The 23,363-nt window shown below is 43.4% G+C and carries 19 protein-coding genes; 18 read left to right on the forward strand and 1 reads right to left on the reverse strand.

From position 1 onward, the window contains the following. The first annotated feature begins 1 nt into the window (after position 1). The 7 genes from tgnB to EC846_RS09610 all read left to right on the forward strand — a co-directional run bounded on the left by tgnB (position 2) and on the right by EC846_RS09610 (position 9,401). Complete coding sequence (gene tgnB, locus EC846_RS09580; RefSeq protein WP_123775028.1) at positions 2–1,039, forward strand: flavin-dependent trigonelline monooxygenase oxygenase component; 1,038 nt, start codon at positions 2–4, stop codon at positions 1,037–1,039. An 11-nt stretch (positions 1,040–1,050) separates the two neighbouring features. After that, positions 1,051–2,520 (forward strand): (Z)-2-((N-methylformamido)methylene)-5-hydroxybutyrolactone dehydrogenase, encoded by a 1,470-nt coding sequence (gene tgnC, locus EC846_RS09585; protein WP_123775029.1) that lies wholly within the window; start codon positions 1,051–1,053, stop codon positions 2,518–2,520. A gap of 311 nt (positions 2,521–2,831) precedes the next feature. Further along, complete coding sequence (locus tag EC846_RS09590) at positions 2,832–4,226, forward strand: purine-cytosine permease family protein (RefSeq protein ID WP_123775030.1); 1,395 nt, start codon at positions 2,832–2,834, stop codon at positions 4,224–4,226. Positions 4,227–4,256: 30 nt separating this feature from the next. After that, positions 4,257–5,426 carry a hypothetical protein gene (locus EC846_RS09595; protein ID WP_123775031.1) on the forward strand — a complete coding sequence of 390 codons (1,170 nt, stop codon included), beginning with the start codon at positions 4,257–4,259 and terminating at the stop codon, positions 5,424–5,426. A 133-nt stretch (positions 5,427–5,559) separates the two neighbouring features. Beyond that, the gene (locus EC846_RS09600; RefSeq protein ID WP_123775032.1) at positions 5,560–7,017 is read left to right on the forward strand and encodes an NAD-dependent succinate-semialdehyde dehydrogenase; all 1,458 of its coding nucleotides are present in this window, start codon (positions 5,560–5,562) and stop codon (positions 7,015–7,017) included. Beyond that, positions 7,014–7,400, forward strand: a complete 387-nt coding sequence (locus EC846_RS09605) for a carboxymuconolactone decarboxylase family protein (protein ID WP_004771163.1) — start codon at positions 7,014–7,016, stop codon at positions 7,398–7,400. The genes EC846_RS09600 and EC846_RS09605 overlap by 4 nt, the downstream gene beginning before the upstream one ends. A 300-nt stretch (positions 7,401–7,700) precedes the next feature. Continuing rightward, on the forward strand, positions 7,701–9,401 hold the full coding sequence (locus tag EC846_RS09610) for an NAD-dependent malic enzyme (protein ID WP_005256577.1): 1,701 nt from the start codon (positions 7,701–7,703) through the stop codon (positions 9,399–9,401). 82 nt (positions 9,402–9,483) lie between these two features. On the opposite strand, the gene EC846_RS09615 is transcribed toward EC846_RS09610, so the two are convergent. Then, the gene (locus EC846_RS09615; RefSeq protein ID WP_004771166.1) at positions 9,484–9,906 is read right to left on the reverse strand and encodes an Lrp/AsnC family transcriptional regulator; all 423 of its coding nucleotides are present in this window, start codon (positions 9,904–9,906) and stop codon (positions 9,484–9,486) included. 222 nt (positions 9,907–10,128) lie between these two features. On the opposite strand from EC846_RS09615, the gene EC846_RS09620 reads away from it, so the two are divergent. The 11 genes from EC846_RS09620 (at position 10,129) to EC846_RS09670 (ending at position 23,347) form a co-directional block, all read left to right on the forward strand. Next, positions 10,129–11,403 (forward strand): Glu/Leu/Phe/Val family dehydrogenase, encoded by a 1,275-nt coding sequence (locus tag EC846_RS09620; protein ID WP_123775033.1) that lies wholly within the window; start codon positions 10,129–10,131, stop codon positions 11,401–11,403. Between the two features lie 82 nt (positions 11,404–11,485). Further along, entirely contained in the window at positions 11,486–12,691 is a 1,206-nt protein-coding gene (locus EC846_RS09625) for an aspartate aminotransferase family protein (protein WP_123775034.1), read from the forward strand. A 21-nt stretch (positions 12,692–12,712) separates the two neighbouring features. Continuing rightward, positions 12,713–13,756, forward strand: a complete 1,044-nt coding sequence (astA, locus tag EC846_RS09630) for an arginine N-succinyltransferase (protein WP_123775035.1) — start codon at positions 12,713–12,715, stop codon at positions 13,754–13,756. Then, positions 13,756–15,225, forward strand: a complete 1,470-nt coding sequence (gene astD, locus EC846_RS09635) for a succinylglutamate-semialdehyde dehydrogenase (RefSeq protein WP_123775036.1) — start codon at positions 13,756–13,758, stop codon at positions 15,223–15,225. Before astA ends, astD begins: the two co-directional genes overlap by 1 nt. Before the next feature lie 32 nt (positions 15,226–15,257). Beyond that, positions 15,258–16,598 carry an N-succinylarginine dihydrolase gene (gene astB / locus EC846_RS09640; RefSeq protein ID WP_123775037.1) on the forward strand — a complete coding sequence of 447 codons (1,341 nt, stop codon included), beginning with the start codon at positions 15,258–15,260 and terminating at the stop codon, positions 16,596–16,598. Between the two features lie 33 nt (positions 16,599–16,631). Continuing rightward, positions 16,632–17,606: a succinylglutamate desuccinylase gene (gene astE / locus EC846_RS09645; protein WP_123775038.1), complete on the forward strand. Its 975-nt coding sequence runs from the start codon at positions 16,632–16,634 to the stop codon at positions 17,604–17,606. A gap of 169 nt (positions 17,607–17,775) precedes the next feature. Beyond that, a complete protein-coding gene (locus tag EC846_RS09650) occupies positions 17,776–19,266 on the forward strand; it encodes an amino acid permease (RefSeq protein ID WP_123775039.1) in 1,491 nt (496 codons plus the stop codon). Between the two features lie 270 nt (positions 19,267–19,536). After that, positions 19,537–20,187, forward strand: coding sequence for a paraquat-inducible protein A (locus EC846_RS09655; protein WP_123775040.1), 651 nt, complete (start codon positions 19,537–19,539; stop codon positions 20,185–20,187). After that, complete coding sequence (locus EC846_RS09660) at positions 20,184–20,957, forward strand: paraquat-inducible protein A (RefSeq protein ID WP_123775041.1); 774 nt, start codon at positions 20,184–20,186, stop codon at positions 20,955–20,957. The genes EC846_RS09655 and EC846_RS09660 overlap by 4 nt, the downstream gene beginning before the upstream one ends. Positions 20,958–20,999: 42 nt before the next feature. After that, positions 21,000–22,652 carry an intermembrane transport protein PqiB gene (locus tag EC846_RS09665; RefSeq protein WP_005256594.1) on the forward strand — a complete coding sequence of 551 codons (1,653 nt, stop codon included), beginning with the start codon at positions 21,000–21,002 and terminating at the stop codon, positions 22,650–22,652. Beyond that, positions 22,649–23,347, forward strand: coding sequence for a PqiC family protein (locus EC846_RS09670; protein ID WP_123775042.1), 699 nt, complete (start codon positions 22,649–22,651; stop codon positions 23,345–23,347). The genes EC846_RS09665 and EC846_RS09670 overlap by 4 nt, the downstream gene beginning before the upstream one ends. The last annotated feature ends 16 nt before the right edge of the window (positions 23,348–23,363 follow it).

The following is a 23,363-nucleotide window of genomic DNA, read 5'->3' on the forward strand; positions in this document are numbered from 1 at the left end:
TATGCGTTTTTCATTATTTGTACACATGGAACGTGTTTCTGATCAGCAAACGCAGAAACAGCTTTATGATGAGATGATTGAACTGTGCCAGATTGCAGATCAGGGAGGCATGCATGCGATCTGGACGGGTGAGCATCATGCCATGAATTTTACCATTGCACCGAATCCGTTTATCAATTTGGCTGATCTGGCCAATAAGACCAAAAATGTGCGCTTGGGTACAGGCACAGTGGTTGCTCCTTTCTGGCATCCGATCAAGTTGGCTGGCGAAGCGGCCATGACTGATATCATTACCAATGGTCGTTTAGATATCGGGATTGCACGAGGCGCTTACTCATTTGAATATGAGCGGATGGTCCCTGGGATGGATGCATGGAGTGCAGGGCAACGTCTGCGTGAAATGATTCCTGCTATCAAAAATCTCTGGAAAGGTGACTACGAACATAAGGGCGAGTTTTGGCAGTTCCCAAAAACCACCTCCGCACCACAGCCTTTACAACAGCCATTCCCTCCAATCTGGGTGGCGGCACGTGATCCAAATAGCCATGAATTTGCAGTACAAAATGGTTGTAATGTACAGGTCACACCGCTGCATTTTGGGGATGATGAAGTTGAGAAACTGATGGGGCATTTCAATGCCGCTTGTGAAAAGTTTGCTGATATTCCACGTCCGCAAATTATGTTACTCCGCCATACTTATGTGGCAGAGAGTGAGGCAGATGCACAAGTTGCAGCAGAAGAAATTAATGCTTTCTATAATTATTTTGGTGCATGGTTTAAAAATGAGCGTGAAATTAATCAAGGTCTCATCGCACCTATCAGTAAAGAAGAAATGGCCCAACATCCTTTCTACACCCCAGAAGCAATGCGTCAAAATAACGTGATTGGTGAAGCGCAGGAAGTGATCGACCGTTTAAAAGCCTATGAGGCGATGGGATATAACGAGTATTCATTCTGGATTGATACTGGAATGAGCTTTGAACGTAAAAAAGCCTCGTTACTGCGTATGATCAATGACGTGATGCCTGCATTTGCATAGGAGAGAAGAACATGACTTCTCAATTCCAGTTATATATTAATGGTCAATTTGAAGACGGTGCTGCCCAGTTTAATAGTATTAATCCAGCAACAGGGCAAGTCTGGGCGAAAATGCCGGAAGCACGCCGTGATGAAGTGAACCGTGCTGTGGCAGCCGCCACTCATGCTTTACAGGATAGTGCTTGGGCAGGTTTAACGGCTTCTCAACGAGGTAAACTGCTTTATAAACTGGCAGAGCTGATTGAACAAGCTGCGCCACAACTGGCTCAATATGAAACCAGCGATACAGGAAAAATCATTCGCGAAACTTCAAGTCAGATTGCCTATGTCGCTGAGTATTATCGCTATTACGCAGGCATTGCCGACAAGCTTGAAGGCAGTTATTTACCAATTGATAAGCAGGATATGCAGGCTTGGACAATCCGCGAACCTGTTGGTGTGATTGCAGCGATTGTACCGTGGAATAGTCAGTTGTTTCTCTCGGCAGTCAAACTGGGGCCCGCTTTGGCCGCTGGATGTACTGTTGTACTGAAAGCATCAGAAGAGGGTCCAGCCCCTTTACTTGCTTTCGCGCGTTTGGTGCATGAAGCCGGTTTTCCAGCAGGTGTCGTGAATGTCATTACTGGTTTTGGCCCCGAATGTGGAGCAGTGTTAAGTAGTCATCCAGATGTTGCACATGTGGCATTTACCGGTGGCCCTGAAACAGCACGGCATATTGTCCGTAATTCTGCTGAAAATTTGGCAAAAGTATCGCTTGAGTTAGGTGGCAAATCTCCGTTTATTGTATTTGCTGATGCGGATCTGCAAAGTGCGGTCAATGCTCAAGTTGCGGCAATTTTTGCGGCAACAGGACAAAGTTGTGTTGCAGGTTCACGGTTGCTGGTTGAGGCAAGTATTAAAGATGAATTTGTGCAGCGTCTGGTTGAGCGGGTACAAACTATCAATATTGGTTTACCCGAAGACATGGCAACAGAATACGGGCCCTTATGTACATTACGTCAACGTGAAAAAATTGAGCAGGTCGTGGCCAGCTCAATTCAGCAAGGCGCAAAATTATTAACTGGCGGAAAATCATTGCCAAGAGCAGGGTATTACTATCCCCCAACAATTCTGGATTGTAGTGATGTCCCGCAGGCAGATTGTGTCATGACTGAGTTATTTGGGCCAGTCTTGTCTGTGGTGAGTTTTAGTAGCGAAGCAGAGGCGGTTCAAAAAGCCAACAACACCCCTTATGGACTGGCAGCAGGTGTGTTTACCAATAACTTGAGCCGCGCACATCGTATGACCAAAGCCATTCGTTCAGGCATTGTCTGGTTGAATACTTATCGCGCCGTTTCTCCACTGGCGCCTTTTGGCGGTCATGGTTTATCAGGTCATGGTCGTGAAGGTGGCTCTGATGCCGTACTGGATTACACCACTACAAAAACAGTCTGGTTGCGTACCTCAGATCAACCGATTGATGATCCTTTTGTGATGCGATAACGCTGCAAAAGGTCGAGTTCAGGATTTTTAATTTCAAGGATGAAAACATGAAAATGCAGAACGCTGAAATTCCATAAATCCCAAGCTGAGTGAGAAAAGCTAGTTTTTGTTGAGCATGCTTCATGTGTCGACCGAAGCTCTTTTATCTTTTTTCCTGAGCTTTCATGCATATCGCTCAACAATGAGCTGAAAAAACAGAAATAAATGTCAGGTCATCAGGATATGGCACTGGCAAGGCAGGTTGTGAAACCTACATTTACTCTCACGAATTGATATTGAGGAAATGAGTTCCTCAAAGAGAGATTAAGGATATGAGCCAAAATGAGAAAAATGCTTTCGTGATAGAAAGTCATTCAATTGATTATGTGGATCCTTCGGAACGTCACGGAAAAGTTCGGGATCTATTTACCTTGTGGTTTTGTACCAATATTGCACCTTTGGCTGTGATTACTGGGGCAATGTCCATGTTAACCTTTAAATTAAGCCTGATCAGTGCGTTGATCGCGATCTGTTGTGGTCATTTTTTTGGTGCAGCTATTCTGGCACTGACTTCAGCGCAGGGACCACAGGTGGGTATTCCACAAATGATCCAGAGCCGTGCACAGTTTGGACGTTACGGTGCGTTACTGGTTGTATTATTTACCACGTTAATTTATCTCGGTTTTTTTATTTCCAATATTATTCTTTCTGGCAAGACACTGCATACTGTTGTGCCAGCGATCCCTGTTCCAACTGCGACGGTAATTGGTGCGATTGCTGCAACCACGATCGGTATTGTTGGCTATCACCTGATTCATAAGTTCAACAAGATTGGTACTTGGTTTATGGGCGGTTCATTGTTAATCGGCCTGATGATCATGATTCCGCATATTAATGCAGAGGTCTTGGCAAAAGGATCGTTTAATTTGAAAGGCTGGTTCGCCATGTTTGGCTTATGTGCGGTCTGGCAAATCAGTTTCTCACCTTATACCTCAGATTATTCAAGATATTTGCCTAAAAGTATTGGGATTTATAAACCCTTTATCTATACCTATTTAGGTGCGGCGCTTGGCACCATCTTTGCGATGAGCTTTGGAACGGTTGCAGTGAGTATTGGCTCAACCACTGATGCCATGGAAGCCGTTAAATCTGGAACAGGACTGTTTGGCTATGTGCTGATGATTTTATTCCTGTGTAATATTATCGGACACAATGCCATGAATTTATATGGTGCAGTGCTGTCTTGTATTACTTCGATTCAAACTTTTGCGGGGCAGTGGATGCCGAGTAAAAACGTTCGTATCAGTTTGTCCATTATTGTTTTAATTCTGGCGACCTTTACCGCACTTTGGGCTTCAAGCAACTTTATCAGCTTCTTCCTAAATGTCATTTTTGCCTTGTTATTTATTCTGGTTCCTTGGGTATCGATTAACTTGCTGGATTTCTATGTCGTCAATAAGAAATCTTATGATATTCCCTCTATTTTCGCTCAGGATGGTGGCATCTACGGTAAGTTCAATGCCAAAGCCTTAATCGCCTATTTCTTAGGTATCGTGATTCAGATCCCTTTCCTCACCAATGCTTTCTTTACTGGGCCATTTGCCAATATTGTTCCTGATGTCGATATTTCATGGGTGATTGGTTTGGTGGTGAGCTTCGTGGTGTATTACGCCTTTAATCTTGGAAAGATTAAGTGTAATCGTCCTGCATTTAATGCAAATGCATAAGCGGAACTGGATGAGAAAGGAATCTGGAATATGAAAAAAATTGATTTGCAGTTCGCCCTAACCACGGTTTTGCTGGGCATGATCTCGTCAAGTTATGCGGGGATCAGTTTTGGAGATGCGACAGCCGATGCGGGCAAGTTGACAATATCGGGCTATGTTCGTGCCAATTATCAAGACAAGGATTTTGGTGAAGCGGCATCTGAACATAAAATACGTTTTGATGCTGCACAGTTAAAACTGGATTATGAACGTGGGCCGTTATTTGGACATGCTGAATATCGTTGCTATCAGTACGATACCTTATGTGATTTTTCGAGTTTGATTGATGCTTATGTTGGCTATCATCTGAATCAGACTGATCAAGTGGTGGTGGGTATGCAACCCATTCCTTTTGGGCCTGAAAGGTTCTGGGGAAATAGCCTATATGGCAGTATCAATACCACAGCAGGTTTAGAAGATGTGCATAACCTTGGTTTAAATTATCACTTTGAATTACCGAGCGCGACTCAATTTGATGTAGGTTATTTTGCTACAGATGCAGGTCATTACGAAGGAAGTACGCGAGACTCTGGACGCTATACGGCCAATTATGTGAGCTCAAATGACAGTAGTAAAAGCGATCTACAGGAAAAAAATATGTGGGTGGGGCGTATAACGCAAGATATCTCTTTAGGGCTAACTGGCTTAAGCACCCAAGTTGGCGGCTCTTACTGGACTTCGGAAATTGAAAATAAAACCATGTCTAAAACAGGAAGACGTAACGCCTGGGCATTATTTAGCAAATTTAATTATGGCAATCTGGGATTCACATTAACGGGCGGGAAAAATGATGTCACGAATAAAGACTCATTTGACTCTGCAGCTTCATTAATGGGTTCATACGACAGCGAATATTATGTTGCCAACAAAGCAACGTATTATACGGCTGATATTGGCTATGCCTTTAAAGATGTCAAACAGATTGGCAATATTACACCTTATTTCATGCATAGCCGTTACAACAAAGATCAGGCTGGTGCACAAGATTCGACCCGTAATATTCTGGGTGTAGCAATCGACCATAAACAGCTTTCTTTGGTTGCTGAATATATCATGAGTAAGAATGATCCCTTTATTGGTGGCACCCAAGACTCACTGGCGCGGGGGGATGATGGGAAGTGGAACAAATTATTAAACCTGACATTGTTCTATTATTTTTAGGATGAGTCATCAAATTCGGGCGACCGAAAATTTTTTTCAAGATTTATTTGGTATGCCATAATACAAAATGGAATAGTTTCCAGATTTTTTATCATCTGTTGACCTATTCCAACGCCGATACAGGATAACGTGTATGCAACTTCAACAAATGCAATTATTCCACCAACAAGCGCTTATTGCTGGACAGTGGTGTGATGCTGACAACCAGCAAACTTCAGAGATTTATAATCCTGCGACACAAGAAATGATTGGTACTGTGCCGAATATGGGGAAAGCTGAAGCGGATCGTGCAATTCAGGCTGCTGTGAAGCATTGGGCAACGTGGAAAAATAAGACAGCTAAAGATCGTTCCATTATTTTAAAAAAATGGTTTGATCTCATGGTCGCACATGCTGATGAGCTGGCATTTATTTTAACCAGTGAACAGGGCAAACCTTTAGCCGAGGCAAGAGGAGAAATCCTATACGCTGCCAGCTTTGTAGAATGGTTTGCAGAGGAAGCAAAGCGGGTCTATGGGGATACCATTCCAAGCCCATATCCTGATGCACGTATTATTGTAAGCAAACAGCCGATAGGTGTCATTGCCGCGATTACCCCGTGGAATTTTCCAGCAGCTATGATTACCCGTAAAGTTGCACCAGCTTTGGCAGCAGGATGTCCTTGTATTGTAAAACCTGCTCCAGAAACACCATTTACGGCTTTGGCTTTGGTTGATCTTGCTATTCAGGCTGGTATTCCAGCAGAAATTTTTAGTGTCATCACAGGGGATGCCGTGACCATTGGTGATGCGATTTTTGAAAGTGATGATGTACGCAAGTTCACCTTCACTGGCTCCACGCCTGTGGGGAAATTACTTTACCAGCGTTCAGCTCAGACCTTAAAGAAAGTCTCTCTCGAGTTGGGCGGCAATGCGCCGTTTATCGTCTTTGATGATGCCGATCTGGATGCTGCGATTGAAGGGGCATTGATTGCTAAATATCGTAATGCTGGGCAAACCTGTGTTTGTGTAAATCGTTTTCTGGTTCAGGATGGTATTTATGAACGCTTCATTACCGCATTAAGTGCCAAAGTAAATGCTTTTGCAATTGGTAATGGACTCGAAGCTGGAAATGAAATTGGCCCTTTAATTAATAGTAATGCAGTGAAAAAAGTTGAAGCACATGTTGCAGATGCTTTAGCCAAAGCAGGACGTTTAATTACGGGAGGCAAGCGTCATCAGGCGGGAGAGCTTTTTTATGAACCGACGATTATTGCCGATGCGACAACGGAAATGGATGTTGCAACTCAGGAAACCTTTGGGCCTTTAGCTGCAGTTTTTAAATTTGAAACGGAACAGCAGGCGATAGACATGGCGAATGCGACGGAGTTTGGTCTAGCTGCTTATTGTTATACCAAGGATTTAGGACGAGCATGGCGCATGAGCGAGCAACTTGAATATGGTATGGTGGGAATTAATAAAGGCCTGATTTCCAATGAAGTTGCTCCTTTTGGGGGGATTAAACATTCAGGTTTAGGCCGAGAAGGCTCAAAATACGGCATCGAAGATTATCTTGAAATCAAATACACCTTATTTGGAGGATTGAATCCATGAGCAATGAAAAGTTTGAAAAAGGTTTAGCAATCCGTAAACAGGTGCTTGGAGAAAGTTACGTCAATAATTCAATCAACAATGCGGATGACTTTAATCTACCTTTACAGGAATTGGTGACCGAGTATTGTTGGGGAGCAGTATGGGGGCGTGAGGAGCTCAGCAAGCCAGAACGTAGCATGATCAATCTTGCCATGATCTCTGCGCTCAACCGTCCGCATGAACTTAAACTTCATGTCAAAGGTGCGCTACGAAATGGCGTGCCGAAAGAAAAGATCCGTGAAGTGCTACTACAGGTTGCAATCTATTGTGGCGTGCCTGCTGCGGTAGATAGTTTCCGTATCGCAAAAGAAGCGATTCAGGAATTTGAACAAGAAAATAACTAAAATTTTTGTTGAACCAGCAGGCCTCAGATCTTGATTGAAATGAGGTCTGCATAAAATATTCGTTTATAAATTATCTGTCCGTATAAAAAACCTACAAAATATCGCCACAGATGGACTACAAATGTGCATTATTAGCGAGTACTATTTATTTCCTAAATGTTGAATCACTTTACATACCGTCAGATTATTCGGTTTCGTGGGCGGATTAGTGTAAATTATTCACTTCGCCAGAATTCTTTTTGCATAAGAATTTAAGCAACGAAATTTTATATATTTGACGGATAATCTCAAGAGTAAGGTATGCCTGCGACCCCTAGTAAAATCAAAAAACCTTTATATATTCCCTATGCTGGGAATGCTCTTTTAGAACTTCCGCTGTTAAATAAAGGCTCTGCTTTCTCTGAAGAAGAAAGAGAAAATTTTAATTTACATGGTCTCGTTCCATACAATATTGAAAACATCGAAGAGCAAACACAACGCTCTTATCAACAGTACCTTTCATTTGACAGTGACCTGAATAAGCATATTTATTTAAGAAATATCCAAGATACCAATGAAACCCTGTTCTATAGCCTATTGAGTCAGCATTTGGATGAAATGCTACCAATTATCTATACCCCGACGGTAGGGGAAGCCTGCCAGCGTTTCTCTGATATTTATCGTCGTCACCGTGGTATCTTCATTTCTTATCCAGAACGTAAGTACATTGACCAAATTATTCACAACGTGAATAAGAAAAATGTCAAAGTCATCGTGATTACAGACGGCGAACGTATCTTAGGTCTAGGCGATCAGGGGATTGGAGGGATGGGTATCCCAATCGGCAAATTATCTCTGTATACGGCCTGTGGTGGTATCAGTCCTGCCTATACCTTACCGATTACCATTGATGTCGGAACCAACAACGAAGAATTGCTGAATGATCCAATCTATATGGGCTGGAAGCAACCGCGTATTCGTGGTGAGCAATATTATGAATTCGTTGAGCAAATTATTACTGCGGTGCGTCAGCGTTGGCCTGATGTACTGATCCAGTTTGAAGACTTTGCGCAAATGAATGCGATGCCATTATTAACCCAGTATCGAGACAAGATTTGCTGTTTTAATGACGATATTCAAGGCACGGCGGCTGTAACAGCGGCAACCCTGATTGCTGCATCTCGCTCACAAGGCAAGCAGCTTAAAGACCAAACCATTACGTTTGTTGGTGCGGGTTCAGCAGGTTGCGGTATCGCAGAGCAGATCGTTCGTCAAATGATGGATGAAGGGTTAAGTGATCATGAAGCACGTTCACGTATCTTTATGGTGGATCGTTTTGGTCTCATGACTGATCAACAGCCGAATTTACTCGATTTCCAGCAAAAACTGGCGACACCAACCAGTGCCATCAGTGACTGGGAATATACGGGTGAATATGTCGGTTTACTGGATGTAGTGAAAAATGCCAAACCAAGTATCCTGATTGGTGTTTCTGGTCAGGCTGGCTTATTCAGCGAAGAAGTGATCAAAACCTTAGCGAAATATTATAAACATCCGATTGTTCTACCACTGTCGAACCCAACTTCACAAGTGGAAGCACAACCTAAAGATATTATCGAATGGACAGATGGCGCGGCGATTGTTGCTACAGGTAGTCCATTTGCGCCAGTTTATTATCAGGGCAAGGCCTATAGCATTGCGCAGTGTAATAACTCATATATCTTCCCGGGAATTGGCCTTGGTGTCATCGCATGTGGCGCAACGCATATCAGTGACTCTATGCTGATGGCTGCAAGTACCGCATTGGCAGATTGTTCACCACGCCTGAAGAATCCAGCAGCGGATTTATTGCCGAATATTAATGATATTCAGCAAGTGTCCAAGTTTATTGCTTTTAAAGTGGCAAAAGCGGCAATGGCTGATGGCTTGGCTGTTCCGATGAGTAATGATGTGTTAAAAACAGTGATTGATGATAATTTCTGGACACCAGAATATCGTAGTTACCGTCGTGTCACTGCTTAAGCGATAAGTGATTTTTGTAGGGCGCATGATCATTCAGATCATGCGCCCTTATTTATATCTACAATCTCTGATTTTGGCCTGATCAGGTTTTATAGGTCGACAATAAAATACTGGTTTCACTATTGTAAATGCCTGAAATATTTCGGATTCGTTCCAAAGCCTTATCAAAATTTTCCAGACTGTCTGATTGTAGCTCGACCAGAATATCCCATTTGCCATTGGTGGTATGTAGACGCTCTACCGCAGATTCAAGACGCAATTCGCGGATAACGGCTTGGGCTTTGGTGCCCTCAACCATAATATTCATCCATGCTCGAATGATATTTTTCTCTGCACTGGGGCGGAAGCGCACTGTGTAACCTGTAATAACACCAGTCGATTCCATATATTCAATTCGTTTCTGTACCGTTGCGCGAGAAACACGCGTTTTGGCCGCCAGATCGGTAATGGACATCCGTGCATTGTCTTTGAGTAATCCTAATATAATATGATCGATATTGTTCATTTTGATATTTACTATTAGCAAATTGATAAAAAATAATTCATTTTAATCATTATAACGAATTTTGTGAATCAATTTGATTCTTAATAATAATCTTATACAAAACCCCAAGCATTTTTGATTCAGTGAAAAGAAACACAGTGCGTATTAGGGAGGATGGGGTAGGACACCCTGAAAATAAGGGAATCTGTGAATAACAGGGACAATTGATTAATTAAGGAATAGATGATGTCTTTATCATATGCGGCTCAAAACGGTAGTGCTTGGCAAACTTTTCTTACTCAAGTTGATCGGGTAGCACCTTATCTGGATGCCGACCTCAGCAACTTTGTCAACACATTGAAAACCCCAAAACGTACCTTGATTGTTGATGTTCCAATCGTGATGGACGATGGTTCAATCCGTCATTTTGAAGGCTATCGTGTACAACACAACTTATCACGTGGCCCAGGTAAAGGCGGTATTCGTTATCACCAAGATGTTGAATTAAATGAAGTCATGGCATTGTCTGCATGGATGACTATTAAGACGGCTGTATTGAATCTGCCGTTCGGTGGCGCTAAAGGCGGTATCCGTGTAAATCCAAAAGAATTGTCACCACGTGAATTAGAGCGTTTAACCCGCCGTTTTACCAGTGAAATCAGTCCAATTATCGGCCCACAAATTGATATTCCTGCACCAGATGTCGGCACCAATGCCAATATTATGGGTTGGATGATGGACACATACTCAAGCATCAAAGGCCATACGGTCACAGGTGTAGTAACGGGTAAACCAGTTCATTTAGGTGGTTCACTGGGTCGTGTTCGTGCCACAGGTCGTGGTGTATTCGTGACTGGTATGCAGGTTGCAGAGCGTATCAAATTACCAGTCGAAGGTAGTAAAGTGGCTGTACAGGGCTTTGGTAACGTGGGTAATGAAGCTGCCTATCTGTTCAGCCATGCAGGCGCAAAAATTGTTACGGTACAAGACCATACAGGCACCATTTTCAATGCAGAAGGCTTGGATGTTAAAGCGCTGCAAAAACATGTCGTTGAAACTGGCGGCGTGAAGGGCTTTGCTGATTCAACCGTAATTTCAGATGAAGAGTTCTGGACGGTTGATATGGATATTCTGATTCCAGCAGCACTGGAAGGCCAGATCACTGTTGAACGTGCACAAAAATTAAAAGCCAAAATCGTACTTGAAGGTGCGAATGGTCCAACTTATCCAGAAGCGGATGATGTCTTTGTTAGTCGTGATATTACCGTTGTACCAGATGTGATCTGTAATGCGGGTGGTGTAACCGTCAGTTATTTTGAATGGGTTCAAGATATGGCGAGTTACTTCTGGAGCGAAGACGAGATCAATGAACGTCTGGATAAATTAATGATTCAAGCGATTGGTGATGTCTGGAATACCGCAGCACAGAAAGAATGCAGTTTGCGTACCGCAGCTTATATTCTGGCATGTGAACGTATCCTGAAAGCGCGTAAAGAACGCGGTATTTTCCCGGGCTAATCCATCCCTTAAAAATTAGAGTAAAGGGCTTGTTGTGCATTCAACAGGTCTGAAGATTAAAAACAGGAAGTGAGTAAATAAAATGAGCGAAGTCGCAATTACACGTAGCAATTTTAATGATTGGATGGTTCCAGTTTTTGCCCCAGCAAATTTCATTTTAGTACGTGGTGAAGGTTCTCGTCTGTGGGATCAAAACGATAAAGAATATATTGATTTCGCTGGTGGGATCGCGGTAAACGCTTTAGGTCATGCACATCCTGTGGCAGTAAAAGCCTTAACTGAACAAGCTCAAAAGCTGTGGCATATTGGTAATGGTTATACCAACGAGCCAGTATTACGCCTTGCAAAACAATTGGTCGACAGCACTTTTGCGGACAAAGTGTTTTTCTGTAACTCTGGCGCAGAAGCCAATGAAGCGGCGTTGAAACTGGCACGTAAAGTTGGTTTGCTCAGTGGCAATGTAAACAAGAACCAGATTGTTGCTTTTAAAAATGCTTTCCACGGTCGTACTTTATTTACCGTAACAGCGGGTGGTCAGCCAAAATATTCTCAAGACTTTGCACCATTACCAGGTGGCATTGAACATACGGCATTTAATGACCTTGAAGCAGCAAAAGCAGCGATCACTGAAAATACTTGTGCCGTGATTGTTGAACCGATCCAAGGTGAAGGTGGTGTTCTGCCAGCAGATATCGAATTCCTGAAAGGCTTACGCGCACTGTGTGATGAAAAAGGTGCGGTACTGATTTTTGATGAAGTACAAACTGGTGTCGGCCGTACAGGTTCATTGTATGCCTATATGAATACGGGCGTAACGCCTGACATTTTGACCACAGCAAAAGCATTGGGTGGTGGTTTCCCGATTGGTGCAATGATCACCACAGATCATTATGCCAACATGTATGCAGTGGGTGATCACGGTACAACCTATGGCGGTAACCCATTGGCTTGTGCGGTTGCTGGTGCGGTATTTGAATTTATTAATACACCTGAAGTGTTAGATGGCGTAAAACAGCGTCATCAATATTTCATTGATGCTTTAAATAAAATCAATGCGGAATATGGCTTATTCAAAGAAATTCGCGGTCAAGGGTTATTAATCGGCTGTGTGCTTAAAGATGAATATGCAGGTAAAGCCAAAAATATTGTGAACTTAGCGGGTGAAGAAGGTTTATTGGCTCTGGTTGCGGGTACAGATGTGGTTCGCTTCACACCATCATTGATCATTCCTCAACAGGATATTGATGAAGGTCTAAATCGTTTTGTTCGTGCATTAGCACGCCTCTAAGTCTGCTGTGAGCATCTAACCATGATGATTGTTAGACATGCAGCGCATCGGGACTTAGATGATATTTATCGTTTAGCGCAACGAGCGGGGGAGTCTGGCATTGGCCTGACTTCCTTACCACAAAATAGAGACATTCTGGCTGAACGTATTACACGCACCACACGCACTTTAGCGGGGCTAACCGAAAAGTGTGAGGCAAGTTATCTGTTTGTACTGGAAGACACCAGCACGCACAAAATTGTGGGTGTGAGTGCAATTGAAGTTGCAGTTGGGCTGAATGAACCGTTCTACAACTTTCGGGTGGCAAAACAGGTGCACGCCTCTAAAGCCTTAAATGTGTATAAGACTTTAGACACTTTGTTTTTAAGTAATGATCATACCGGTTGTAGCGAACTCTGCACCTTATTCCTAGATCCTGAATATCGCAAAAACCAGAACGGCAAATTTTTATCCAAAGTCCGTTTTCTGTTTATTGCTGCCTTCCGTTCTTTTTTTGAAGAACGATTGATTGCAGAAATGCGTGGTTTTTCCGACCAGAATGGACGGTCACCCTTTTGGGATTCACTCGGTTATCTATTTTTCAATATGGATTTTGCCGCAGCGGATTATCTCAGTGGTGTCGGGCAAAAAGCTTTTATCGCAGAGTTGATGCCAAGATTTCCTGTGTATGTTGACTTGCTGTCTTCCGAGGCGCGTGAAGTGATTGCAGAAGTGCATCCACATACGCTGCCAGCGGCAAAAGTGTTGATGTCTGAAGGTCTTAAATATCAGGGTCATGTCGATATTTTTGATGCGGGACCAACACTGGAAGCCAATACTGCCGAATTACGGGCGGTGACGGAGAGCCGTTTGCTCAAAGTCAAACTTACTGAGCAGGTTGAAAGTACCGAGACGCATTTTTTGGTTGCCAATGACCAATATAAAGATTACGCCGTGTTGCTGATCAATAACAAAGTCGATGAAAGCGAGACTTTACATTTAACAGCAGCACAAGCACAGGCACTGAATATTGCTGAACACGATGAAGTACGGGTTTTAGCATTAGAAAAAATGGAGAAGAACTAATGTCACAAGGTGCATTATTAATTGATGGTGCTTGGATTCAAGGACAAGGGACTGCATTCGCTAAATCAAATCCAGTGAGCAATGCACAAATTTGGGCAGGGCATGAAGCAAGCCAAGCCGATGTCGAACAGGCATGCTATGCAGCGCGTCAGGCATTTCCAGCATGGGCACGCTTAGCACTAGAAGAACGTATCGCAATTATTGAGCGCTTTGCGGGTTTATTGGAACAAAATAAAACCCAATTGGCTGAAGTGATTAGTCAGGAAACCAGTAAACCGCTTTGGGAAACTTTAACCGAAGTACAGTCGATGATTGGTAAAGTGGCAATTTCAATTCGTGCTTATCATCAACGTACAGGGTTTAGCGAAACTGAAATGCCAGATGGCGTGGCTTCGTTACGTCATCGTCCACATGGCGTTCTGGCTGTATTTGGCCCCTATAACTTCCCTGGTCATTTACCGAATGGTCATATTGTTCCTGCCCTGATTGCAGGCAATACCGTGGTATTTAAGCCAAGTGAACTTACCCCTTGGACAGCGGAAGAAACTGCAAAATTATGGCAACAGGCGGGTCTACCAAAGGGTGTGCTGAATATCGTACAAGGTGGACGCAGCACAGGTGAAGCACTCGCTGCGGCTGAACAAATTGACGGTTTGCTGTTCACGGGCAGTGCCAATACGGGTTATCACTTGCATAAACAAATGGCAGGTGCACCTGAAAAAATCCTCGCCTTGGAAATGGGCGGCAATAATGCCCTGATCATTGATGAAGCAACCGATATTGATGCAGTGGTGAATTTAGCTATCCAGTCTGCTTTTGTTTCTGCGGGACAACGTTGTACCTGTGCACGCCGTATTATTGTTAAACACGGTGCCAATGGTGATGCTTTCATTCAACGTTTTGTTGAAGTCGCGAAGAACTTAGTCGTAGGAAGCTGGAATGCTGAACCGCAACCGTTTATGGGTGGTGTCATCTCTGCACATGCCGCGGAACAGATGTTGGCAGCACAAAGCAAGCTCATTGCTCTAGGTGCAAAACCATTGTTGGAAATGACACGTCCACAAGCAGACAGTTCATTGCTTACGGCGGGTATTTTAGATGTCACTGAAGTGGCCGATATCCCTGATGATGAATACTTTGGCCCATTGACCACGATTTATCGCTATAACAGCTTCGATGAAGCCTTAAACATTGCCAACAACACCCGCTTTGGTTTGGCGGTGGGTCTGGTGTCTCCTGACCGTAATTTATTTGATCGTGTATTGATTGAAGCGCGTGCAGGCATTGTGAACTGGAATAAACCATTAACAGGTGCATCAAGTGCGGCACCATTTGGTGGTGTTGGAGCATCAGGTAATCACCGTGCCAGCGCATTCTATGCAGCAGACTATAGCGCATGGCCAATGGCGTCACTGGAAAGTGACAGCGTTACTTTACCTTCAAAATTATCACCGGGCATTGTGCTGTAAGTCGGCTCGTATAGGGACACAGGGAGAAAAAAATGTCAGGTTATGAAATTAATTTTGATGGTTTAGTGGGGCCGACCCATCATTATGCAGGCTTATCGTATGGTAATGTCGCATCGACCAAAAATCGTAATAATGCGTCAAATCCTAAATTAGCTGCAAAGCAAGGCTTGAAGAAAATGAAAGCCCTTGCGGATTTGGGACTCAAACAAGGTGTCTTTGCGCCACAAGAACGTCCGCATGTGCCAACGTTGCGTCGTTTGGGTTTTACGGGTAGTGATATTGATGTCATTACCCAAGCCATGCGTACTGCACCCGCATTATTGTCATCGCTCAGTTCAGCATCATCTATGTGGACTGCAAACTCGTGTACGGTGTCGCCATCTGCGGATAGTGCGGACGGTCGCATGCATTTTACTGCAGCAAACCTGAATAATAAGTTTCATCGATCAATTGAACATCATACGACCACACGTATCCTTCAAGCCATGTTCAAGAATGATGTATATTTCGCGCACCATGAAGCATTGCCTGAAGCGGCACTGTTTGGTGATGAAGGTGCAGCCAATCATAACCGACTCGGTGGTGCTTATGATCAGGCTGGTGTACAGGTCTTTGTTTATGGTCAGCAACAGCTTGGTGGAACCGTTGCGCCGCAGAAATTTCCTGCACGTCAAACTCGTGAAGCGAGTGAAGCGATTGCGCGTTTACATCGTCTAGATGCGAAACGTACGGTATTTATTCAGCAAAATCCAGATGTGATTGATCAGGGTGTATTCCATAACGATGTTATCGCCGTGAGTAATCAACAGGTCTTGTTCCATCATCAACAGGCTTTTTTAAATCAGGCCGATGCATTGCAGGAAATCCGTCAAAAAATGGCAGGGATCGGGCAAGAGTTTGTATCGATTGAAGTGCCTGAAAGTCGTGTCAGCGTGGATGATGCGGTATCGACTTATTTGTTCAATAGCCAGATTCTGACCCGTGCGGATGGGGGCATGAGCATTGTGGTACCAGAAGAATCACGTCAGAACAAAGCGGTGTGGGACTATTTGAGTGACATGATTCAAATGGGCACGCCAATTGATGACATCAAGGTATTTGATTTGCGTGAAAGTATGCGTAATGGCGGTGGCCCTGCATGTTTACGTTTACGTGTGGCGGTGAATGAAGCTGAACTGGCTGCGGTCAATCAAAACCTGTTTATGAATGATGCATTGTTCAAAACCTTAAATCAGTGGGTGGATCAGCATTATCGTGATGAATTAACGCAGGACGATTTGGCCGATCCAAACTTATTGATCGAGAGTCGTACCGCACTGGATGAACTCACGAAAATTTTGGGCTTAGGTTCGGTTTATCACTTCCAGAGATAAACATTCAATAACGGCTTTTAAGGATGAAAGTACATGGTTGATCTACTCGCATTGACTTTGGCGCAACAGACACCTGAGCAAATGCAAGGTGAAACAACTGGATTTACATGGCAATGGCTAGGTGAAGGGCTATTGCAATGTACGCCAAAAACGGCTTATAGAAAAACCATTGTGCTTTCTGCGGGTATTCATGGCAATGAAACTGCGCCCATCGAATTGTTGGCCCATCTCATTCAGGATTTGTTTGCTGGACAGCTAGGTTTAGCAGTTCGTGTGCTTTTCGTATTGGGAAATCCCGCTGCGATCCGACAGGGAGTTCGTTATCTTGAAAATGATATGAATCGCATGTTCTGCGGTGCTTATCAGAATTTAACTCAGGATCAGGAAACCGGACGTGCTGCACAATTAGAGCAGGTGGTTACAGATTTCTTTGAACAAGATCATGTTGATGCGCAACGTTATCACTATGATTTACATACTGCCATTCGTACTTCGCTATTGCCTGTCTTTGCCTTATTTCCGTATCAGACACGACCTTATGATGATTTCCTGATCCAAAGTTTAAATGCTGCCAATCTGGATGCTTTGGTTTATCACAATGCGGCTGGAAAAACCTTTACCCATTTCACCACTGAATGTTTTCAGGCAGCGAGTAGTACGCTGGAATTAGGCAAGGCCAAACCTTTTGGTGAAAATGATTTGGCCGAGTTCGCCAGTACTGACCAGATGTTGCGTGCCGTACTTTCAGATCAGGCTTTACCTCGCAGACAGAAATCTGACATTCGCCAATTTAAAGTAGTGGATTCTATTTTAAAGCAAAGTGATGACTTTCAACTGAATCTGAGCGCCGATGCACCTAATTTTTCTACCTTTGAGCAAGGCGAGGAAATTGCGACGCAGCAAGCAGGAAATTATGTCGCGCATGATCAGCAAGTCTGGATTTTATTCCCGAATCCCAATGTAAAAATAGGGCTTCGAGCTGGATTGATATTAAAAGAAATGAAATAAGACATCGCCAATGAAGCGGCGAGATGTCGTTATGGAATAGAAATACATGGAGTTTGAATATGGATGTTCAATAAAACAAAACGCGTCAAGGAATATCATCTAGATATCCGTTTTTATGAATCAAAAGCAAGGACAGGTTGTCATAAGAATACAGTTGGAGTGACCGTGTATGAGTAACAATAACGAAAAGACATTTCCATCAGGCCAAGCCCTGAGTGGACAATATGTACCACAACAGGATGTCGCCAGTTTATCGGGTACTTCAAGCGCAGAGATTGAAGTGGGTAAACCATTGAAACGTGCCATGACCAAGCGTCATCTGGTGATGATTTCATTGGGTGGTGCAATTGGAACAGGGCTGTTTTTGGGCTCGGGGGATGTCATTTCTCAGGCTGGTCCAGTTGGTGCGATTTTCTCTTACCTGCTGGGTGGCGTGATTGCTTACATGGTGATGCTGTGTTTGGGTGAACTTGCAGTACAAATGCCAGTGTCGGGTTCTTTTGGTGAATATGCCAGAACTTATATTGGCCCAGGTACGGGTTATATGATCACATGGCTGTACTGGCTCACATGGACGGCAACGCTAGGCACCGAATTTACCGCTGCCGCTTTATTGATGCAGGAATGGTTTCCTTCTATTTCTATGTGGACGTGGACATTATTATTTGCAGGGCTGGTTTTTACCCTGAATGTCAGTTCTACGCGGCTCTTTGCTGAGTCTGAATTCTGGTTGTCTTTGGTCAAGGTCTTGACCATTATCTGTTTTATTGGATTGGGTTTAGCCGCCATTTTTGGCCTGATTTCCTATCATGGGCATGAGTCAGCACCATTGTTTAGTAAATTGACAGAACATGGCTGGTTCCCAAATGGTATTTTCCCGATTTTCGCGACCATGTTGATTGTAAACTTTGCATTCTCTGGGACAGAATTGATTGGTGTTGCGGCTGGTGAGGCAGAAGAGCCTGCTAAAACCGTACCCAAAGCCATCAATGCGGCCATCTGGCGCTTGTTGATTTTCTTTGTCGGTACCATTGTGGTGATTTGTGCTTTACTGCCTTATGAAATGGCAGGTTTAAATGCCAACAGTGTCAGCAATAGCCCATTCGTTACGGTATTTAACTATATTGGCATTCCATACGCAGAAGACATTATTCGCTTTGTGATCATTACTGCGCTTTTATCTGCTGCAAACTCAGGTTTATTTGCCGCTTCACGCATGATGTGGTCATTGTCTGCCAAGAACCAGTTACCTAAAGTATTTTCAAAACTGACTCGTTCAGGTACACCAATTATTGCCATTATTGTCACCATGTTTGGTGCAATTCCGGGTTTATTGTCAGAACATTTTGCTCCTGAAACGATTTTTAAGAACTTACTGGGGGTTGCTGCCTTTACTATGGTGGTGGTGTGGATTTCGATTTGTGTTTGCCAATTTAACTTCCGCAGACAATGGATCAAATCAGGTAAAACAGTCAAAGATCTTAAATTTGCTGCGCCGTTATTCCCGTTAACCCCAATTTTAGGTGGCTTATTCTGTGTGATTACCTGTATCAGTATGGTGACGGATCCTTCAATGCAGGTCGGTTTTGTCTGCTGTATCTTGTTCATTATTGCCTGTTATGCGAGCTACAATATTTTCTATAAAGACAAAGTAAATTAAGTCATAAATTTCATATAAAAATCATATAATCGGCGAATAGGTTACAGATATTTTCTGTAGCCTATTCGCCTTTTTTGTGGGATAACTTTTTAACAGATATTATCAGTAACACTTCGATAAGCTGCTTTTATTCAATCAACAATTTAACCCTCGATGTGTTTACATATTGTGTAAGAATGATAGCCTGTGATTGTGAATGCAAAAATAAAAGGTATAACTGGGATAAGTCATTTTTAAATATGAAAGAATCTATGTAATGGGCAGGGCTTTATGGCGAATAAAAATAATCAGCCCTTAGCAATCGGTCAGCAAGTCAAACTCACTGAACTGGCAGGTTGTGAAGAATGTGATGCGATTTACCGTAGGGTAGAGCTTGTATCGGGTGAACGGGCTTACTGTACCTGTTGCGGTGCAGAATTGTATCGTCGTGGTCATTCCTTTTCGTCCTTGCTTGCTTTAGTCATCACTGCATTAATTGTGTTTGTGATTGCCAATAGTTTTCCAATTGTGATTGTTGAACTCCAAGGAAATACCTCACAAACCACTTTGATTGGTGCTGCATGGACGATGTTTCATATTGATCGGGCACTGGTCGGAGTATTGATCCTGATTACGACATTTATTGTGCCTTTAGTTGAGTTGTTATTACTCAGTTATGTGCTGTCCTGTATCAGTCTATTTGAGCGTCGACCAAAATATTTAACCCCAGCGCTCCGAATGCTGTTTTTATTCCGTACTTGGGGCATGGTTGAAGTCTTTCTCATCGGGGTATTGGTTACTTTGGTCAAACTGGTCGGGATGGTGACTGTGATTCCGGGTGTGGCGCTCTGGGCATTTACTTTATTAAGTGTACTGTTGGTCTATATTGCTTCGGTAAAGATCAAGGATCTCTGGGATGAAGTTGATCGGAGTCTTGGATGAATAACAACAAAGAAGACGAAATCGGAATAATAGCGCCTCATCTTCCTGCCGCTGATTTAAAGGTTAAAAACTATCTCAGGGCAAAAGATGTCGGCTTGATCCAGTGTCATTGTTGCGGATTACTCAATGCTGTCACGCATAAAAATGCGGAAGAAGAGCATCTGCAATGTTCCAGATGTAAGAGCGGTTTGCATGTACGTAAACCTCAAAGTTTAAATCGTACCTTCGCTTTAGTGGTTGCGGCTGCTATTTTATATATTCCAGCCAATGTATTACCGATGACGGTTACAGATTCATTATTGGGACGTCAGCAAGATACGATTATTAGTGGAGTTATTTATTTCTGGCAAAATGGGGATTATCTGGTGTCTGTGGTCATTTTTATGGCCAGTATCTTTATCCCGATTTTAAAATTACTGATTCTGGTATTTTTACTCGTTGCCGTCTCCATGCAGTCTTCTTCAAAATTGCATTTTTCACCTGAACATTGTGCCTTGCTGTATCGGATTGTTGAGTTTATTGGACGCTGGTCAATGATTGATGTCTTCGTGGTGGCATTATTGACTGCATTGATTCAGATCCAGTCGCTTGCCACAATTCTGGCTGGACCGGGCGCTGTAGCTTTTGGCGCTGTAGTGGTCTTAACCATGTTTGCTTCCATGAGTTTTGATCCACGGATTATTTGGGATAATTATTTCAAGGCGAATTCAGTGCATGATCCACACGCTGAACATTTAAAAACAACCACGATTCATCAACTGAAAAGTTAAAACTGTAAAACCCTGTTTTTGACCCATAAAAGAACGATCACTATGTCAGAAAATACACACAATAGCCAAGATTCTGAAGAGAACCTGACCGAGTTAACTCAGCAGGATACGGTTTTCGCGGAACCCGAAAAAAAGAAAGGGCGCTGGAGACCTGCGCTGATTTGGCTGGTTCCTTTTATTGCCTTGTTAATCGCACTTTCACTTGCTGCAAAAGCAGTGCTGGATACGGGCCCAACCATTGAGGTGTCTTTTCGTACCGCTGAAGGCTTAGTTGCAGGGAAAACCACGGTTCGCTATAAACAGGTGGATATTGGTCTGGTTCGCCAGATTGATTTGTCTGATGATCGTTCTCATATCATTGCCAAAATTGAGTTGCGCAAAGATGCCAGTAATTTTGCAGCCAAAGATTCACGCTTCTGGGTAGTGCGACCTCGTATCGGTACAGGCGGGATTTCCGGAATTGATACTTTATTATCGGGCGCTTATATCGAAGTGGATGGGGGCAAGGCAGAAGAAAAGCAGGAAGACTTTGTTGGACTTGAGGTTCCACCTGTTGTTTCCTCTGATATACCGGGTAAAGTGTTTTTCTTAAAGGCACAGGATTTAGGTTCGCTGGATATTGGGGTGCCTATTTACTACCGCAGAATTAATGTTGGACAAATCACGGCGTATAAACTGGCAAATGATGGCAAAAGTGTCGAGCTCCAAACATTTATTCAATCGCCTTATGATAAGTTCGTGACCACAGATGCACGCTTCTGGCAGGCTAGCGGGGTGGATGTGACCTTGAATGCTTCAGGATTTAATCTGGATACCCAATCACTTGCCAGTATTGTTGCGGGTGGGATTGCATTTGGCTATCCAGAAAATTCGTCGGCAGGCATTGCACCTAACCACAGTTATTTTACTTTGTCGGATTCTCGAAAAGAGGCCATGAAAGAGCCTGATGGTAAACCTCGCCCGATTATTATGTATTTTGATCATTCTTTACGTGGTCTGACGGCAGGTGCACCAATTGACTTTATGGGCATTGAAATTGGAAATGTTAAAGCCATCAACGTGGAGTTTGACCAGAATTATACCCAGTTACGGATGCGCGTCGATGCTGTGATTTATCCATCTCGTTTAGCACATGGCAAAGAACTTGATCCAGATGGTGAAATCTTTAGAAACTTCATTGCAAAAGGATGGCGTGCTCAAATGCGCACAGGCAATCTGTTAACAGGGCAGAACTACATTGCATTTGATAAATTTCCTAAAGCCAAACCTGCTGCTTTAAAAATGCGTCCAGATGGGCGGGCTGAAGTGCCAACCACAGCCACTGAACTAAGTGGATTACAGGCGCAAGTGTCACAGATTGCGGATAAGGTAAGTAAGTTCCCGCTTGAAGAGATTGGTCAAGATGTTCGTAAGACCTTGAATAATATGAATACCACCATTGAATCAACCGACAAATTGGTGAAACAGTTAGATGGCAAAGTGGCACCTGGTTTACAAGCGACTCTGAATGATGTCCGTAAAACCATGCAATCGAGTGAATCGATTTTATCTAGTGACGCGCCAATGCAGCAGGACGTGCGTAAAGCATTACAGCAAATGACTCGGGCAGCGGCATCATTACAATTGATGGCAGATTATATTGAACAACATCCTGAATCGTTGATTCGCGGGAAAAAAGCAGAGACCAATAAATGATCATTACAACATTGAAAAAAGCATTTACTGCTCAGGACGCGATACGTTGTGCTGGAGTTTGTGCGACGACTTTATTAATTGCCGCATGTTCCAGTTCGCCTACACCGAATTATTATACTTTGGCGAATAAAGTCACGCCTTTGCCGAGTTCTAAAGTGAAGGTGATCGAGGTATTGCCTGTAGGCTTACCGGATAGAATCAATCGCGCGCCTCTGGTGATACAGGAAATCAATGGCCGATCAAACATTCTGGATAATGAACGCTGGACTTCAACCTTAGGGGCAGAGTTAAGAGATAATTTATCTGCTGGCTTGCAACAAAAGCTTGGTGCCGTCGATCGCTATAACAGTGGGATGATCGGCGGAAAAGTGTCTTATCGGGTTGCGACGGACTTTTCCCATTTTGATATTGTGAATACCACTTCTGCGAATCATAAGAATGTTGAAGTTTCTGTGGCATGGATCATTAAACGTAATGATCCGAGTATCACCATCAATCAAGATTCTACCCAGAATCAGCAGTTGGCTTGTCGGATGACATTCACTCAGCCTGTCAGCGCCAATAATAACCAGATTCCAACGATTGTGAGCAGTGCAAGTGCTTCACTTGGGCGCGTGATTGATGCAATGGCAGTTTCGATTGCTGCTTTAGATTCAAAAGTGCCCGTTCGAGTGGAAGGAGCGGTTTGTTCTTAAATCTTTATAAATCAGG

The sequence above is a fragment of the Acinetobacter sp. BIGb0102 genome (genome assembly GCF_003815055.1).
GTDB lineage: Bacteria > Pseudomonadota > Gammaproteobacteria > Pseudomonadales > Moraxellaceae > Acinetobacter > Acinetobacter vivianii.

Excerpts from the sequence above, each read along its gene's own strand:
- tgnB (WP_123775028.1), top strand. The coding sequence starts at position 2 with ATGCGTTTTTCATTATTTGTACACATGGAACGTGTTTCTGATCAGCAA.
- tgnC (WP_123775029.1), top strand. The coding sequence starts at position 1,051 with ATGACTTCTCAATTCCAGTTATATATTAATGGTCAATTTGAAGACGGT.
- EC846_RS09590 (WP_123775030.1), top strand. The coding sequence starts at position 2,832 with ATGAGCCAAAATGAGAAAAATGCTTTCGTGATAGAAAGTCATTCAATT.
- EC846_RS09595 (WP_123775031.1), top strand. The coding sequence starts at position 4,257 with ATGAAAAAAATTGATTTGCAGTTCGCCCTAACCACGGTTTTGCTGGGC.
- EC846_RS09600 (WP_123775032.1), top strand. The coding sequence starts at position 5,560 with ATGCAACTTCAACAAATGCAATTATTCCACCAACAAGCGCTTATTGCT.
- EC846_RS09605 (WP_004771163.1), top strand. The coding sequence starts at position 7,014 with ATGAGCAATGAAAAGTTTGAAAAAGGTTTAGCAATCCGTAAACAGGTG.
- EC846_RS09610 (WP_005256577.1), top strand. The coding sequence starts at position 7,701 with ATGCCTGCGACCCCTAGTAAAATCAAAAAACCTTTATATATTCCCTAT.
- EC846_RS09615 (WP_004771166.1), bottom strand. The coding sequence starts at position 9,906 with ATGAACAATATCGATCATATTATATTAGGATTACTCAAAGACAATGCA.
- EC846_RS09620 (WP_123775033.1), top strand. The coding sequence starts at position 10,129 with ATGATGTCTTTATCATATGCGGCTCAAAACGGTAGTGCTTGGCAAACT.
- EC846_RS09625 (WP_123775034.1), top strand. The coding sequence starts at position 11,486 with ATGAGCGAAGTCGCAATTACACGTAGCAATTTTAATGATTGGATGGTT.
- astA (WP_123775035.1), top strand. The coding sequence starts at position 12,713 with ATGATGATTGTTAGACATGCAGCGCATCGGGACTTAGATGATATTTAT.
- astD (WP_123775036.1), top strand. The coding sequence starts at position 13,756 with ATGTCACAAGGTGCATTATTAATTGATGGTGCTTGGATTCAAGGACAA.
- astB (WP_123775037.1), top strand. The coding sequence starts at position 15,258 with ATGTCAGGTTATGAAATTAATTTTGATGGTTTAGTGGGGCCGACCCAT.
- astE (WP_123775038.1), top strand. The coding sequence starts at position 16,632 with ATGGTTGATCTACTCGCATTGACTTTGGCGCAACAGACACCTGAGCAA.
- EC846_RS09650 (WP_123775039.1), top strand. The coding sequence starts at position 17,776 with ATGAGTAACAATAACGAAAAGACATTTCCATCAGGCCAAGCCCTGAGT.
- EC846_RS09655 (WP_123775040.1), top strand. The coding sequence starts at position 19,537 with ATGGCGAATAAAAATAATCAGCCCTTAGCAATCGGTCAGCAAGTCAAA.
- EC846_RS09660 (WP_123775041.1), top strand. The coding sequence starts at position 20,184 with ATGAATAACAACAAAGAAGACGAAATCGGAATAATAGCGCCTCATCTT.
- EC846_RS09665 (WP_005256594.1), top strand. The coding sequence starts at position 21,000 with ATGTCAGAAAATACACACAATAGCCAAGATTCTGAAGAGAACCTGACC.
- EC846_RS09670 (WP_123775042.1), top strand. The coding sequence starts at position 22,649 with ATGATCATTACAACATTGAAAAAAGCATTTACTGCTCAGGACGCGATA.